We start from the raw sequence: 15751 nt of genomic DNA, 5'->3' as shown, positions 1-15751 counted from the left end.
CAACTCACTCGCTCACCACTTCCCCATCCTTCAACCGAATCAACCGATCCGTCTGATTCGCAAAATTCATATCGTGCGTTACGATAACAATGGTTTGATTGTACTTCTCTTTTAGCTCCTGAAAAATCTCAAACACTGTTTGTGCATTTTTTGAATCGAGGTTGCCGGTGGGTTCGTCGCCGAAAATGATGCGGGGTTCGTTGATGAGGGCGCGGGCAATGGCTACGCGCTGCTGCTGGCCGCCGGAGAGTTTGTTGGCTTTTTTGTGCGCCTGATCTTCGAGGCCGAGGAGTCTGAGTTTTTCGTTGGCGTTGTGGCGAATCTGCGCTTCATCGTAGCGGCCGAGTTTGAGCGCGGGCAGCATTACATTGTCGATTACGGTGAACTCGGGCAGCAGATAGTGAAACTGAAATACGAAACCGATCTTCTCGTTGCGTAAATCGGAAAGCTGGTTGCTGTTCATTTTTCCGAGCTCTTTTTCCTCGAAGAAAATTTCGCCTTCGTAATCGGTATCGAGTGTGGAGAGCACGTAAAGCAGTGTGGACTTTCCGCTTCCCGATGAACCGATGATAGACAGAAACTCGCCTTCGTTGATGCGGATGTTGACATTTTTCAGTGCCTGAAAATCGACCGGATCGTGGAAGATTTTGTTGAGATTTTGCGTGCGGATAATTGCTTTCTTTTCCATGCCCCGGTTATTTGCTGCGGATAATATCAATAGTATCAACACGGGCGGCTTTGCGGGCGGGGAAGTAACCGGCAAGCGCAGTTACCACTAACCCGAACATATAAGCAAAGGCATAGAATGAAGGCGATGTGTTGAAATGCAAATATTCCATCTCTACAAAACCTTTTACATCCATGCGGATGCTGCCGGCAATTTTCTGCAGCAAAAAGCCTACGATAAGTCCGAGCAAACCGCCAATAATACCAATCACAAGCGATTCGGTTAGGAATATCTGTCGTATATCGCGACTGCGGAAACCGGTAGCTTTCAGAATCGCAATATCGGGCATCTTCTCATAAATAATCATCATCAGAATATTGAAAATACCGAAGCCCGATACAATCAATATCGAAACGATAATGAGATACGTAACCATGTTCTGAATCTTGAAGACACTGAAAATACTGGCATTGGCGGTTTCCCAGTCTTGCGCCTTGTAGCCGAAACGCTCCTGAAATTCGGCCGCAAGCTGTGCGGCTTTGCTGATGTCGCGCAGCTTGATGTTCAAATCGGTAATGTAAGAGCCATCAACCATCAGCAATTTCTGTCCGTTGTAAATGCTGATGTAAGCGCGGTTATTGTCAAGCTCGGTAATTCCTGATTTGTGAATGCCCACAATTTTCATGTCGAGTGTAACGCCGCGCGGCGAAGTCACCGTCATGTTATCATTGAGCTTTGCGCCCAATTTTTCAGCAAGTCCGGAGCCGAGAATGATGCCGTTGTTGATGGTTTCTAATCTTCGCAAATCGCCCTGCACAATGTATTGCTCAACATTAAACACGGCATTCTCTTTTTCAATATCAACACCGGCCACACGCCCTGCAACCTGCGCCAGACCGAGCCTGAAAATAGTTTGCGCGCCGATAAACGGTGAAATGCCTTTTACCTCAGGATGCTTTTCAAGAATCTGCATAATCTGCCTTCCGTTCTTGATATTCTGCTCCTGCTCTTTCGGCTTTTGATTGCGCACTACATACCAGTGGTCTTGCTTCTTCCCAAAGCGTTCGAGCACCGAAGACCGCTGCTCCTGCACATCATTGTAGATGCGCACATTGGCCGAGGTATTTACGGTTTGATCAATAAACGTGCTTTGAAAGCCCGACATGAGTCCGGCCTGAAAAATAAAAATAGCAATGCCAAACGTTACACCCAGCATGGCAACAATAGTTTGCCGCTTTTTAGAAACAAGGTGCGTAATGGCAATGCGAAAAACAGGATGCCGGCGATAGCTCATGGTTTATTTAATTAGTTCATCCTGCTCGGTAATTCCCGAAACAATTTCTACAAATTGCAGGTCGGAAACACCTGTTTTTACAGATACTGCGGCATCTTTCCCTTTTACTTTAACGGTATTGTCAGACTGCAGATATTCGCGCGGAATGACGAGTATGTTTTTGCGTTCGGCAATTACAATATTGGCTTCAACCGAAAGTCCGGCAAACACCTGTATATCTTTGGGAATAGTGATGGAGCCGATAACACGCGCTGTTTTGTTTCCGGAGCTTATGCGCGGATAGACCTCAACAAGATTTCCGCTGAAGGCCGTGCTTTCATACGCATCAATAGAATAAATGACCTGCTGTGCGTCTTTCAGCAGCGATACATCGGTTTCATCAACGCTCAGTTCAACTTCAAAGCTTGATGCATCACCGATTTCGAGCAGCGCTTGTTGTGAGTTCACCAAATCACCAACCTTGGGCACAACATCATAAACGCGGCCGGCAACGGCAGCCGTAACCACATAATCGCTGCGGTTTGAAGTTTGTGCATCGAGCTGGAGGCGGGCGTTTTCGCTTTCGGTACGCAGTCGGGCGCGGGTGTTTTGAAGATTAGCCTGCGATTTTTGCCAAGCCGCACGCGAAATTTCAAACTGCGTGCGCGCCTGATCGGCCTGCTGTTTTGAGGTAGCGTTTTGCTGCAGCAGATTGGCATAGCGGGCTGCCGTGGTTGAATCAAGCATATATTTTGAGCGGGCAGCGTCCACATCTTCGAGCAGCGTACGCAGCAGCGGGCCTGATTCAGCCGCATTATTTTGCGCCAGCTGATACTGATTGCGCGCAACATCAACATTAATAGAACTTACTTCGCTGCGTATGGTAATAAGCGGATCGCCGATGCGCACGGTATCGCCTACATGCACATGCACTTCCTGCACGTAACCGGGCAGGCGCGCAAAAACCTTGTAATCATTTTTAGGAAATAATTTGCCCGAAGCATACACAGCCTGCGTAAGATCGCGACGCTGTGCAAATATCTGTTCTTTACTTCCGCCGCACGAAAACAGCGCGAATACGGGCAAGAACAGGAGCAGGAATTTGTGTTTCATAACCGGAAAGGTAGAGCGAACAAACGGGAATTCAAGAAGGCGATACCTGATTATTCTCATTTCTGTTTATATATGCAAATGATCGTTGCCATGAATTGAAAAGACCCGCCTGCCCAAACAGCATCGCGGGTCTTTTCGTCCTTCACCCCTCAAAAAAAATCAATCTCACATTCATTATGCAATGTGTTGCTCGGTTGTTGGTTCAGTGTCCGCCTCATGTCCATGATGGGAGTCGGTGGTTTTCTTGGGCGAGAAACGCTGTTTGGTTCTCCACGCCACCAGATACAACACCGGAAGTACGATGAGTGTCAGTATGGTGGCAAAGCTCAAGCCGTAAATCATTGTCCACGAAAGCGGGCCCCAGAAAGCTACACTGTCGCCGCCGAGGAAGATGTGCGGATTGAGTTCGGAGAACAGCCTGGCGAAGTCGATGTTAAGACCGATAGCCAGCGGAATAAGGCCAAGAATGGTGGCTGTAGCAGTAAGCAGCACGGGCGTCATACGTGTTTTACCGGCTTCAATAATGGCCGCTTTTGTTTCCATTCCGCGTTCGCGCAGAATATCAATAAACTCCACCACCAGAATACCGTTCCTCACCACAATACCTGCAAGCGCCACAATACCCACACCGGTCATTACAATCGAAACCGCATCGCCAAAGATGCCGAGGCCGAGGAATACACCAATGATGCTGAAGAAAATTACACTCATAATAATGAGCGGCTTTCCAACCGAGTTGAACTGCAGGGTGAGGATGAGCAGAATGAGACCCATCGACGCCATGAGTGCACCGCCAAGGAAGCTGGCTGTTTCGGCCTGTTCTTCCTGCTGGCCACCCATTTTGATTTCCACACCCGGGCGCTTTCCTTTGAAACCGGTTATCTGTGCTGTAATGTTCTGCACCACCTGATTTTGATCGAAGCCGGGGAGCACGTTCGACTCAAGTGTGATGAGTCGTTTCTGACCTTTGCGTTTCACGGCACCAAAGCTCGATTCGTAGCGCACATCGGCAAACGACGAGAGCGGCACGTTGCGGATCATACCGCCCATATTCATATCGCGGTAAGTGAGCTTGAGGTTTTTGAGCGCGTTAATGTCTTTACGCTGCTCAGGCTTGTAGCGCACCATGATTTTGTATTCGTCGTTGTCATCGCGGAACTTCGAAGCTTCGGCACCAAAGACAGCATTACGTACTTCCATGCCTACGCTGTAAGCCGAAACACCTTCGCGGTTTGCACGCTCACGATCAACAGAGAACACTACTTCGGGCTTGCTGGCTACTACATCTGACTGCAGATAATCAACACCCGCAATATCCTGTTTATTGAGATACTGCTTGAGGGAATCGGCAGTAATTACGAGATCATTCAGATCGTCGCCGCTGATTTCAATACTTATTGGTTTGGGCACCGGCGGGCCGCCCTGCTCCTGTTCGGCATAAATCTGTGCACCGGGAATACGGAGCTTGGCCATTTCATCCTGAATACGGATGAGAATATCGCGGGTGTTTTTACCGTTACGTTTTGCAAATTCAACGAAGGCAACCGTTACTTTGGCTTTTTCAGGGTGCGGCGACTGATCCTGATCCTGTCCGTCGCCGGTACCAATGGTAACGTTTGTAATTACCGATTTCACCACATCCAGATCGCCCTTCACAAGTTCGGCCACTTTGTTTTCTACAATGCGTGCTACCGAATCGGTTTTGCTCTGATCAGTGCCTACCGGCATTTTCACATAGGTGTACACGAAGTTCGGATCGGCTGTGGGGAAGAATTCTACGGCGGGCTGGCGTGCAACTACCAGAAAAACGGAAAGAACAAACAGTACAACCGTTGAAACAAGAATAATTGCAGGATGATTCACTGCCCAGGTAAGCCGGCGGCCATACCACTCACGCACTTTGGGCCACACATTATCCTGAAAAGAGAAAATGGTGCGGCGCAGGAAATAATGGTGGAGAAGAACCACTGCAAGAATAAACACGGTAAAGTTTGCCGTACCAAACGAACCGGAAGCGTAGCTGAGTAACGCAATAGCACCGGCCACAATGGTAAAGCGTTTGAGCCAGCGCGGCCATGCATTGTTTTTCGCTTCGGCCGCATCATAATGACGCATGAACTGCACGGCAAACACCGGGTTAATGATGTAGGCCACCAGCAACGAAGCAAGGAGAGTGATGATAAGCGTAACAGGAAGGAAGATCATGAACTTACCGATAATGCCGCTCCAGAAGGCAAGCGGGATAAACGGAGCAAGCATGGTAAGCGTACCTGAAAGTACAGGCAAAAACACTTCGCCGGCGGCCAGTTTGGCTGCCCGCACAATACTAATGCCTTTGTTTTCCATAAAAATGCGGTGGGTGTTTTCGATTACTACAATAGCATCGTCAACCACAATACCCAGCGCAAGCAGGAACGCAAAGAGTACAATCATGTTCAGCGTGTAGCCCATAGTGAACAACACGATAAACGCTACCGCCATGGAAAGCGGCACCGAAAGCGCCACAAAAAATGAATTGGTAGCCCCCATGAAGAACATGAGTACAATTACAACCAGTACGAAACCGATAATAATCGTATTAATAAGGTCGTGCAATGTTACACGTGTGGCATCAGCCTGTTCGCCGGTAAAAGACACATCAAGGTCTTTGGGCAACGCACCTGACTCACGCATATCATCAACCACTTTGTGAATTTTATCGGAGGCTTCGATGAGGTTTTCGCCAGCGCGTTTAATTACGTTAAGCGTAATTACGTTTTTACCGTTGAGGCGTGCAAAGCTCTGCTGCTCTTCAAATCCGTCTTTCACATCGGCCACGTCTTTCAGGTAAACCAGTGCCCCGGCCTGCGAACCAATAACTACATTACGCAGTTCTTCCACATCTTTAAATTCCTTACGCACTACAAGTGTGCGGCGGATTCCATCGGTAGTTACATCGCCACCCGAAATGTTAAGATTTTCCATACCAATGGCGCGCGAAATATCGCCAATGGTAAGCTGTGCGGCCTGCATCTTGTACATATCCACATCCACGGTAATCTCGCGCGAGAGCGCGCCGATCATGTCGATGCGGGTAATTTCCTTCATGCCCTCAATTTTATCCTTGAGGTTGTCGGCATAGTACTTGAGTTTGGCAAGATCATAATTACCGGCCACGTTAAGGGCCATAATCGGCAGGTCGGAGAAGTTGATCTCAATGGCTGTGGGGCCCGAAGTAAGCGACTGCGGCAGGTCGCGCTGTGCGCGGTCAATAGCGTCTTTCACGCGCTGCTTGGCCACTTCAGGTTTTACATCGGTAGCAAATTCTACAATTACGTTGGAGAAGTCCTGCACCGAGTTGCTGGTGATTTTCTTCACGCCGGTAATGGCTTTCATTTGCTTTTCGAGCGGCTTGGTTACGAGGTTCTCCATATCGGTAGGTGAAGAACCTGCATATACGGTGGTCACATAAATTGTGGGCACCACAATATCGGGGAACTGCTCTTTGGGCAGTTTCTGATAGTAGAGTATGCCTGCCAGACCGAGGAATAGCGTAAGAATAAAGATGGTAGTCTTATTCGTTATCGACCAGCTGGTGGGCTTGAACTCTTTGATTTTATCAAGCATAGTAGTATGTCTTTGTAGGCAGAGAAATTGCCGTGTGCTTATTTACCCGAAATTTCGTCGCCACTGTTGAGTTCGGCATATCCTTCGGTAACCACCTGATCGCCGGCTGCAAGTCCGCTGTCAATTTGTGCTTTGCCGTTGTAGGTCATGGAATAGGTTACTTCGCGGCGCTCGGCCACAACTGTTTTTCCATTCGACTTTGCTACAAACACAAAACTCTTTCCGTCAGAACCCTGCTGGATGCACGAGAGGGGAACCACAATCTGGTTGTCTTTGCGGTAGTCTTCGATCTTCATCACGGCAACCATGTTGGGCACTACATCCGCATCGGGGCGGATAGCTACTTCCACGTTGAATGTGCGGTTGAGTTTGTTGATGATGCGACCGGCATAAGTTACATTGGCATCAATGGTTTTACCGGCATCGGGAAGTTCGATGGTTACTGCATTTCCGGCCTTCACTTTTGCTACATAGCCTTCGGCCACTTCGCCTTTCACGCGGAGTTTGCTGCCGTTTACAATGAGAATGGTTGTAAAACCGGGGCTTGCCATTTCGCCCACTTTGAGGCCTACATTATCAACCACACCAGCCATTGGTGCCTTGATACGGGCCATATCAATCTGTTCTTCCAGTGCGGAAACTTGTTTATCTACGGCTTCGTAGCTGGCTTTAGCTTGCAGAAACTGTACTTCGGTACCGATTTTCTGATCCCACAAGTTGCGCTGACGATCGAAAATTTGTTTGGTCAGATCGCGCTGTATTTTAAGTGCGCCAAGCTGCTGCACCATGGCATCCGCATCAAGTTCAGCGAGCAGCTGGCCTGCGGCTACACGGTCGCCGGGCTGTACAAGTACACGCTTTACCATGCCGGGCATTTGCGGCCCAACGGTTACACTTTCTTCTGCATCCACACGGCCCTGAATGTCGATTGAATGTACAAACGTGGTAGGCTGAAGTGTAAGCAGCTGTACGGCTTTTCCTTTCTTGGCTGCGTTAGGATCGAGTTTAAGCAGATCGGCTTCGAGGCTTGCAATTTCGCCCTGAAGTTTGCTCATTTCACCTTTTTTGGTACTGATTTCGTCTTTCAGTTTCTGCGCAGGATCCTTTTGTTCGCCGCATGCAGCGAGGAAAAGTGCAGCACTGAAAATGAATATGTAATGTTTCATAATAACGGGTTGGTTGCTTTGTAGTGTGTGTGGGAAATTATTTTGTGAGTGTGCCCATCGCCTTGTCGTAATCCACTTTGGCGATTACTGCGGCGTAGAGTGCATCGTAGTATTCGGCCTGGGCATCGGTGAGTGAAGTTTGGGCCACCATCACTTCAAGGTTTGAGCCCACACCCTGCTCGTATTTTTTGCGGGCCACATCATACACGCCCTGTGCAAGGTCCATGTTGGCTTTGCGTATATCGAGCGTGGCGGTGCTGTTTTCGAGCGTAACGCGCGCCGAGGCCACCTGCAGGTCGATGGTTTGCTGAATGAACAGCATGTCATTCTGCGCTTTCATCATGCTCACACGCGCCTGCTGAATACGGAAGTGGCGCTGGCCGCCGTCGAAAATGGGAACGTTTACCTGCAACCCGATGATACCGATGGGATACCAGCGCTGGCTGTTGCTGTCGAAGAAATCAAACTTATTGCGCTGTGCCTGTGCCTGAACACTTGCAAAAAAAGCGATTGTGGGCAGGTATCCCATACGCTCGGCGCGCATGGTAAGCAGGCTGCCGCGCAGCTGAAGATCAAGCAACTGGTACTCAACCCGGTCGTTGTACCTGAGCATGTTGGGCTGCGGCTGCGAGAAGGTGAGCTTCGAAAGGTCGTCGGTGAGTGTGAGTGCGGATGTTTGATCCATGCCCATCTGATACTTGAGCAGCACCATGCCCAGATCGAGCAAACGCTGAACATTTTGCACTTCAATGGCGAGCGAGTTATAGCTCACCGTAGCGCGGTCCACGTCTATTTTTTCCACAAAGCCATTCTGGTTAAGGGCTTTTGTATCTTCCATGAGCTTTTTGAGCAGGGCGAGGTTGGCTTCGAGCCGGGCTTTTCGCTCTTTGTTCACAAGCACGGTGTAGTAGGCTTTGGTCACATCGGCCGTAGCTTCGATGCGGGTACGCACCGTGTTTTTGCGGGCCAGTTCCTGATACACTTTTGCGCCCTGCACACCCAGAAAGTAACTGCCGCTGAAAAGCAGCTGCTGGGCCGATACGGATGCGGTGGCGTTATACTTCACACCAAACTGTACCGGAATAAAGGATCCCGGAGGGCCGCCGAATATTTCGGCCGGAAGCAGCGAGGTGGGCAGTTCTACAAAATCCTGAAACTGAAAACTTCCGCTAACCTGCGGAAGGCCGATACCGATAATCTCATTCACCTTATAATGCGCAGCTTTCTCATCGAGCTGTGCGTTGCGCACGGTGTTTTGATTCGACATCGCAAAATCAACAGCCTGCTGCAGCGTAAAGCTGTAAGACTGTCCCGACGGCTGCGGTTGTGCCTGCAATACGCCTGCGGTGGTAAGCAGCAAGAGCAAACCGGTAAGCCATTTTGTTTGAGTTGTCATATTGATTGAATTATTGAAGCGGTTGGTAATGTGTAGTCTGTTATATAGTGTGAATTATTTTATTCTTCCTCGATAATTTGCCGGTGTTTATTTATCAGCTTGTGCCCCTTGAGTGTACAGATTCCGTAGAGAAAATGCTCGGCCAGCGAAAGCTGCACATCAATAATCCTGAACTTATCAAACGGAAATACGTCAGGATTAAACCCTATATCAATTTCCTCCATGCGCAGCCTTGCCATCACATCCACATTGATATCGCTGCGCACAAGCCCCTGGTCAATGCCGCGCTGAAGTGTGGACTTAACCTGCACAAGCATAAAGTCTGACTTAAACTTTTGAAACAGCTGCCACGATTGCGGGTGATACTTTTTAAGGTCGTAAAACATGTTCGGATTGATGTTTGCCAGTATCTGGTGCATCTGTTTCATGTGCATAAACACTTCCTCCACCACATTTTTCGAATTCCCCGAGATGTGTGTGAAGTTTTTGATGTCGTGTTCAATTTCCTTTTCCATGAGCAGGTGCACCACTTCACTTTTATCGCGGAAATACTGATAAATCGTTTTTTTCGACATGGACAGATGCTTTGCTATATCGTCCATTGTCACGCTTTTGATACCATAGCGCGAGAACAGCTCGAAAGAGGCTGCCAGAATCTTGTCTTTAGGTTCCATTTCTGAGATCACGGCGCAAAACTATGGAAACTTTTTTCATTCCCGGAGTTTCTTTGTCTGTTTTTTTACCTGTGGAAGACATGGAATTAATTTAAATCACTGATTTATTGGACATTACAATGGAAACTTTAGAAACATTAAAATTTTCCGGGTTGCAACACATACACACAGGAAACATTTTTTGTGCTCTTTTGTTTCATGGCTCAAATTAAAGAAGAGGTACTGACAAGGGTTTGTCAGTAGTATTTCATGTATCCGGCCTGAGAAAAAGCGGGGAAATGAAAATGCAAAACGGAAGAAATGCTGCGGCAAGGCTGAAATTTCCGATTTTTGCGGCCTGTAATTCTTTTCAATAATGATACATACGAAAGTAAAAGAGCTTCTGCAATCGGCAGAACTTGACCGTGAAGTAACTGTAATGGGCTGGGTGCGCAGTGCGCGCGGCAATAAATATGTACAATTTATTCATGTGAATGATGGCTCCACGATACGGAACATTCAGGTGGTGGCCGATACCAATAAGTTTGATGAAGCCTTGTTGAAACGTGCCGGTGCCACTGGTGCCTGCATCAGCGTTACTGGTTTGCTTGTGGCTTCGCAGGGCAAGGGCCAGAGTTCAGAGATACAAGCCGCCAGCATTGAAATTCTTGGCGACTGCGACGCTGAAACCTATCCGCTGCAAAAACGCGGGCAGGACAGTAAAGACAAAAAGCCGGTTACGCTGCCGCTTGAGTTTCTGCGTGAAAAAGCGCACCTGCGTCCGCGCACCAATACATTTGGCGCGGTGCTGCGCATTCGCCACCACATGAGCTTCGGCATCCACAAGTTTTTCAACGACCGCGGCTTCTTCAACCTGCACACGCCCATCATTACCGGCTCCGATGCCGAGGGTGCAGGCGAAATGTTCCGTGTAACCACGCTGGACCTGCACAATCTGCCGAAAACCGAAGCAGGCCACATCGACTTCGAGCAGGATTTCTTTGGTAAGGAAACCAACCTCACCGTATCGGGCCAGCTCGAAGGTGAACTCGGTGCCATGGGCCTCGGACTCATTTATACATTCGGCCCCACATTCCGCGCCGAAAACTCAAACACCCCGCGCCACCTGGCCGAGTTCTGGATGATTGAGCCCGAAATGGCGTTTTACGACATTGACGACAACATGAACCTGGCCGAGGAAATGCTGAAATACCTCGTACAGTATGCGCTCGACAACTGCGCCGAAGATGTACAGTTCCTCAACGATACATATGATGATAAACTGCTGGCCCGTCTGCAATCGGTAGTAGGCAAGCCGTTTACACGCATCACCTATACCGATGCCGTTGATGTGCTCATTGCCACACACGCCAAAAAACCATTCGAGTACGAGCCCGGCTGGGGCAAGGATTTGCAGAAAGAACATGAGAACTTTCTTGTGGAACATTTCGGCGGACCGGTAATTGTGATCAATTATCCCAAAGCCATCAAAGCCTTCTACATGAAGCAAAACCCCGATGGTAAAACCGTACGCGCCATGGATATTCTGTTCCCGTGGATCGGCGAAATTATTGGTGGTTCGCAACGCGAGGAAAACTACGAACTCCTGCACGCGCGTGTGAAAGAACAAGGCATTCCCGAAGAATCGCTTTGGTGGTACCTCGAAACACGTCAGTTCGGTACCTGCCCGCACAGCGGCTTCGGCCTCGGTTTCGAGCGTTTACTGCTGTTTGTTACCGGCATGACCAACATCCGCGATGTGATTCCGTTCCCACGCACACCGAAGAACGCGGAGTTTTAAGCTGAAATTATACCGAAAAAGCCAGTGGCGATGTTTCAAAAGACATCGCCACTGGCTTTTATGCTTATGATTTTCAATTTATTACACTATTGATAAGGTATAAGTATTTTTGTTTAAACAAATTTGCTTATTTTTGGGTGTGGAAATGCAAACAATCAAATTATCAGGTATTCATCCAGGTATTATTTTAGACCGGGAGCTGAAAAAGCGCAAAATAGCGAAAGGCCGTTTTGCGCTTTCGTTGCAGGAATTTCCTCAAACCATTACGGCTATTACCAAAGGCCGGCGAGGCATGAATACCGCGCTTGCCTTAAAAATAGAGTCGGCATTGGGTTTCGAGGAAGGTTACTTCATGATGCTTCAGGTCTATTATGAAATTGCCCGTTTAAAACGTGAGCAGGCAAAAACGCACCCGCTTACTACCAAACTCCGGGCTGTACTCTTTTGGGATACACGCTTTGATCTCATTGATTGGGAGAAAAACAAAGCGGCAATTATAAAACGTGTTTTTGAACGGGGTAATGATGCGGAAAAGCAAGCAATAATTAACTATTACGGGCAAACGGCCATTGATTCCGTGCTGGGGAAAAATGAGCATTAAACTTCATTATAATACCGTTTCGCCACTGCTGAAAAGTACGCTCCGCATGCTGATGGACGCACCGGAATTCGACTCATTCAGGCTTGTGGGAGGCACGGCATTGAGTTTACTGCGCGGACACAGAATGTCGGTTGATATTGATTTGTTTACGGATGCGCTGTACGGAAGTGTAAACTTTGATGTACTTGAAAATTTTCTGCGCGAGAAGTTTACACATATCGACCCGGGAGGTAACAATATTGTGGGGATGGGGAAGTCGTACTTTGCAGGGCATGCAGAAAACGAGTTGTTGAAAATTGATTTATACTATTCTACAGATCCATTCATATTTCCCCCTGTACTCTCAAAAGGAGTGAGGCTTGCAAGTGTAGCAGAAATCATTGCCATGAAGATGGACGTGATTCAGCGTGGCGGCAGGAAAAAAGATTTTTGGGATATCCATGAATTGCATGAAGAGTATTCCTTCACAGGCATGCTCGAACTGCATCAGCAGCGATATCCATATTCCCATAACCGGGATTTACTTATTGAAAAATTCACAGACTTTTCCGCAGCCGATAATGATTTTGAACCTGATTGTCTGCGCGGAAAGTATTGGGAGCTGATCAAACTGGATCTTACAGACTTCAAAAACACAGCCCGCTAAAAAGCCGGACACACAAAAGCTGTCCGGCTTTTTAATAAACATAAATCACCCTATTGCAAACATGCTGCGATCACGCAGGTAGGCCGAAACCCAGCACACTGCCAGCAATACGCCTGCAACCGGAAACTGACCACCGGCAATTTCAATTGACATGGCTCCACCGAGATAGCCGCACAAAAGCAGAAAGCCAATTTTCCATGTTTTAGGAATCAGAAAAAGCGCCACTGACACAAGCTCAACAAGGCCAAGCAGCAGTATCTTGTCGCCAAAACCTGCTTTTGTTAAACCGGTAAAAACCGGCTCGGCTTTTGCTAATTTCATTGCAGCACTCATAAGCAGCATGAGTGAGGGGACTACACCCAATATGATTGATATGATTCGTTTTGTCTTATCGTTCATGAATAAAAGCGTTTGGTTTATGAAGCAAATGTATGCGGTGTGGCTGATGGTAAGGCTTCGGTTTACAAATGGTAACTGGTAGCAAAAAAGAAACTGGTATCCAAAAGGTAACTACTATCATATAGAAAGCAAACCCAATCAGATGTACTTTTGAAGGTGATGAAAAAAGACAACATTTGCGAAAGGCAGGCTCCGCATAGTTCACACGAATGCAGAATAAAGATGCTGCCCGTAAAAGATGCGCTGGATATACTGAGCGGAAAATGGAAACTGCAGATTATTCTGGCGCTCAGCTTTAATAAAAAACGATTTAACCAGCTTGTGCGCGATATACCGGGAATTACGGCGAAGGTACTTTCGAAAGAACTGAAGGATCTGGAAATAAACGAACTTGTTTCGCGCACGGTGTATGATACGCAGCCTGTGTGTGGAATACAGACTCACGCCCTATGGCCAAACATTAAAGCCTCTTATCGGCGAATTATATAAATGGGGAGAGAAACACCGCAAGCGCATCACAGGCCGAAATTGATTACTTCTTTTTCTTTTTTACCGCAGCTTTCGCAGTTTCGTTAAATGCAAGGCAGAGGTTGATCCAGTAATCAAACTCAGCCTTTGTTTTCATCCCCGAATTATCTACATACACATAGCCTTTCATTGGCCGGCCGGTAAAGTCCATGAGACGGCATCCGTTTTTTGAAAGGGCTTCTGCTTCTTTTCCCGGATCAATACGGCACATCATTTCATCGCCAACCACACCCACACACATCTTACCATTAACCATATAACACACGCCGCCAAACATATACTTCTCCTCTACATGTGCCTGGTTCATTAATGCCTCACGGATGCGGTCGGATATTTTTTCGTTGAACGGCATTCTATTTATTTTTAAATCAATGTTTCGTTTGATTACATCAATAAAGCTAACCCGGATTTTGGCTCAATGCATAAAAGGCCATCGAAATTTGATATGGGGACAATATAGAGCGAAAACTCAGAGCGAGAAGGAGAATGAGAGCGAAGAAAAGCAGAGCGAGTATGAGAACGAGAGCGAAAAACTTAGAGCGAGAAGGAGAATGAGAGCGAAAAACTCAGAGCGAGAAGGAGAATGAGAGCGAAAAACTCAGAGCGAGAAGGAGAAAGAGAGCAAAAACTCAGAGCGAGAAGGAGAAAGAGAGCGAAGAAAAGCAGAGCGAGTTGGAGAACGAGAGCGAAAAACTTAGAGCGAGAAGGAGAAAGAGAGCGAAGAAAAGCAGAACGAGTTGGAGAAAGAGAGCGAAAAAAACAGAGCGAGAAGCAGAGCGAGAGCGAAGAAAAGAAAAACGAGGAACATCGCTCTCGCTCTGTTCCTCGCTCTGTGTTGTATATAAGGCCATCGAAATTTGATATGGGGACAACATAGAGCGAAAACTCAGAGCGAGAAGGAGAAAGAGAGCGAAGAAAAGCAGAGCGAGTTGGAGAAAGAGAGCGAAAAACTTAGAGCGAGAAGGAGAATGAGAGCGAAGAAAAGAAAAGAAAAACGAGGAACATCGCTCTCGCTCTGTTCCTCGCTCTGTGTTGTACCCCGAGCCGGACTCGAACCGGCATGTCAGTGAAGACAATGGTGTTTGAGACCATCGCGTCTACCAATTCCGCCATCAGGGCATTTCCGGTTCAGCGGCGGTGCGTTTGAACCGGGATGCGAAAATACCGTTTTCCGGCATTCAGACAAAAAACCAGAGAAAATAAACAAACAGCAGCACCCAGAGCAGGTCTAAAAAATGCCAGTAGAGTGCCAGCGCGGTGATGCGAGCCCGTTCGAGCGGACTGGAGAAAAAAAGCAGGCTCTTCACCTGATCACCGTTATGATTTACAGTGCGGAACATACTGATAAACAGATACACGAGCCCGCCTGCAAGGTGAAATACGTGCAGGCCGGAAATTATAAACAGCAATGCGGCTCCGGGCGTGGTGCGAAGTTCGGCACCCTCGGTACGCGGCGTTTCAGGTACGCCATAAAGTGTGAGTTTGGCGCTCCACAATTGCTGCCAGCCTAAAAATTGTGTAATGCTGAACAGTGTGCCAAGTACCAGCGTAATGAGCAGAAAGTTTAGCAAAACAGCACCATCGTCTTTCAGATACGCGCGCCGGGCACGGTCAATGGTAAAGCTGCTGAGCAGGATAATTCCCGTGCTGAAGAAAAACCATTTCGGAAAAGGTTGCCCGGCCAGAAACTTGCCCGGCGAATACAACGCAAAAAGCACCATGAGTGTAAGAAACAAAACAGTAATACCGCCCAGCAGAAACCGGGTAGCGGTACTTACGGGATGCTGATTGAGAAACCGGGCAATGATGCCTCTCTCTTCGGTGGGTGCTTTCTTTACGCGTGGCATACGGTGAAATAACAAACAACAGTGCCGGTTGTTGCTTTTTGCGCCTTAAAATTGC

13 protein-coding genes, 1 tRNA gene and 1 pseudogene are annotated in these 15751 nt (G+C 47.9%); 4 read left to right on the top strand and 11 right to left on the bottom strand.

Annotated elements, in window-relative coordinates; all coding sequences use genetic code 11:
- Nucleotides 1-4: 4 nt before the first annotated feature.
- From IM638_01495 to IM638_01465, 7 genes are all read right to left on the bottom strand, one after another.
- Nucleotides 5-688, bottom strand: coding sequence for an ABC transporter ATP-binding protein (locus IM638_01495; protein ID MCA6361686.1), 684 nt, complete (start codon nt 686-688; stop codon nt 5-7).
- A gap of 7 nt (nt 689-695) precedes the next feature.
- Nucleotides 696-1961, bottom strand: a complete 1266-nt coding sequence (locus IM638_01490) for an ABC transporter permease (GenBank protein MCA6361685.1) — start codon at nt 1959-1961, stop codon at nt 696-698.
- 3 nt (nt 1962-1964) lie between these two features.
- Nucleotides 1965-3053, bottom strand: coding sequence for an efflux RND transporter periplasmic adaptor subunit (locus IM638_01485; protein ID MCA6361684.1), 1089 nt, complete (start codon nt 3051-3053; stop codon nt 1965-1967).
- Between the two features lie 174 nt (nt 3054-3227).
- Nucleotides 3228-6659: an efflux RND transporter permease subunit gene (locus IM638_01480; GenBank protein MCA6361683.1), complete on the bottom strand. Its 3432-nt coding sequence runs from the start codon at nt 6657-6659 to the stop codon at nt 3228-3230.
- A 38-nt stretch (nt 6660-6697) separates the two neighbouring features.
- Nucleotides 6698-7825 (bottom strand): efflux RND transporter periplasmic adaptor subunit, encoded by a 1128-nt coding sequence (locus IM638_01475; GenBank protein MCA6361682.1) that lies wholly within the window; start codon nt 7823-7825, stop codon nt 6698-6700.
- Between the two features lie 37 nt (nt 7826-7862).
- Nucleotides 7863-9221 carry a TolC family protein gene (locus IM638_01470; GenBank protein ID MCA6361681.1) on the bottom strand — a complete coding sequence of 453 codons (1359 nt, stop codon included), beginning with the start codon at nt 9219-9221 and terminating at the stop codon, nt 7863-7865.
- 59 nt (nt 9222-9280) lie between these two features.
- Complete coding sequence (locus IM638_01465; GenBank protein MCA6361680.1) at nt 9281-9895, bottom strand: TetR/AcrR family transcriptional regulator; 615 nt, start codon at nt 9893-9895, stop codon at nt 9281-9283.
- 355 nt (nt 9896-10250) lie between these two features.
- On the opposite strand from IM638_01465, the gene asnS reads away from it, so the two are divergent.
- From asnS to IM638_01450, 3 genes are all read left to right on the top strand, one after another.
- Nucleotides 10251-11675: an asparagine--tRNA ligase gene (asnS, locus tag IM638_01460; GenBank protein ID MCA6361679.1), complete on the top strand. Its 1425-nt coding sequence runs from the start codon at nt 10251-10253 to the stop codon at nt 11673-11675.
- A 145-nt stretch (nt 11676-11820) separates the two neighbouring features.
- Nucleotides 11821-12276, top strand: coding sequence for a plasmid maintenance system antidote protein (locus IM638_01455; protein ID MCA6361678.1), 456 nt, complete (start codon nt 11821-11823; stop codon nt 12274-12276).
- Complete coding sequence (locus IM638_01450; protein ID MCA6361677.1) at nt 12266-12922, top strand: nucleotidyl transferase AbiEii/AbiGii toxin family protein; 657 nt, start codon at nt 12266-12268, stop codon at nt 12920-12922. The genes IM638_01455 and IM638_01450 overlap by 11 nt, the downstream gene beginning before the upstream one ends.
- A gap of 45 nt (nt 12923-12967) precedes the next feature.
- On the opposite strand, the gene IM638_01445 is transcribed toward IM638_01450, so the two are convergent.
- The gene (locus IM638_01445) at nt 12968-13321 is read right to left on the bottom strand and encodes a DoxX family protein (GenBank protein MCA6361676.1); all 354 of its coding nucleotides are present in this window, start codon (nt 13319-13321) and stop codon (nt 12968-12970) included.
- A gap of 159 nt (nt 13322-13480) precedes the next feature.
- Between IM638_01445 and IM638_01440 the strand changes: the two are divergent.
- Nucleotides 13481-13853 (top strand): annotated as a pseudogene (locus tag IM638_01440) (helix-turn-helix transcriptional regulator).
- Here the strand turns inward: IM638_01440 and IM638_01435 are convergent.
- From IM638_01435 to IM638_01425, 3 genes are all read right to left on the bottom strand, one after another.
- On the bottom strand, nt 13854-14201 hold the full coding sequence (locus tag IM638_01435) for a TfoX/Sxy family protein (protein ID MCA6361675.1): 348 nt from the start codon (nt 14199-14201) through the stop codon (nt 13854-13856).
- Between the two features lie 683 nt (nt 14202-14884).
- A tRNA-Leu gene (locus IM638_01430) sits at nt 14885-14968 on the bottom strand.
- A gap of 59 nt (nt 14969-15027) precedes the next feature.
- Nucleotides 15028-15696 (bottom strand): hypothetical protein, encoded by a 669-nt coding sequence (locus tag IM638_01425; GenBank protein MCA6361674.1) that lies wholly within the window; start codon nt 15694-15696, stop codon nt 15028-15030.
- Between the last annotated feature and the right edge of the window lie 55 nt (nt 15697-15751).

The sequence above is a fragment of the Bacteroidota bacterium genome (genome assembly GCA_020402865.1).
In the GTDB taxonomy this organism is placed as follows: Bacteria; Bacteroidota; Bacteroidia; order Palsa-965; family Palsa-965.
The sequence above is the reverse complement of the archived record's forward strand: the minus strand, read 5'-3'. Positions and strand labels throughout refer to the sequence as shown.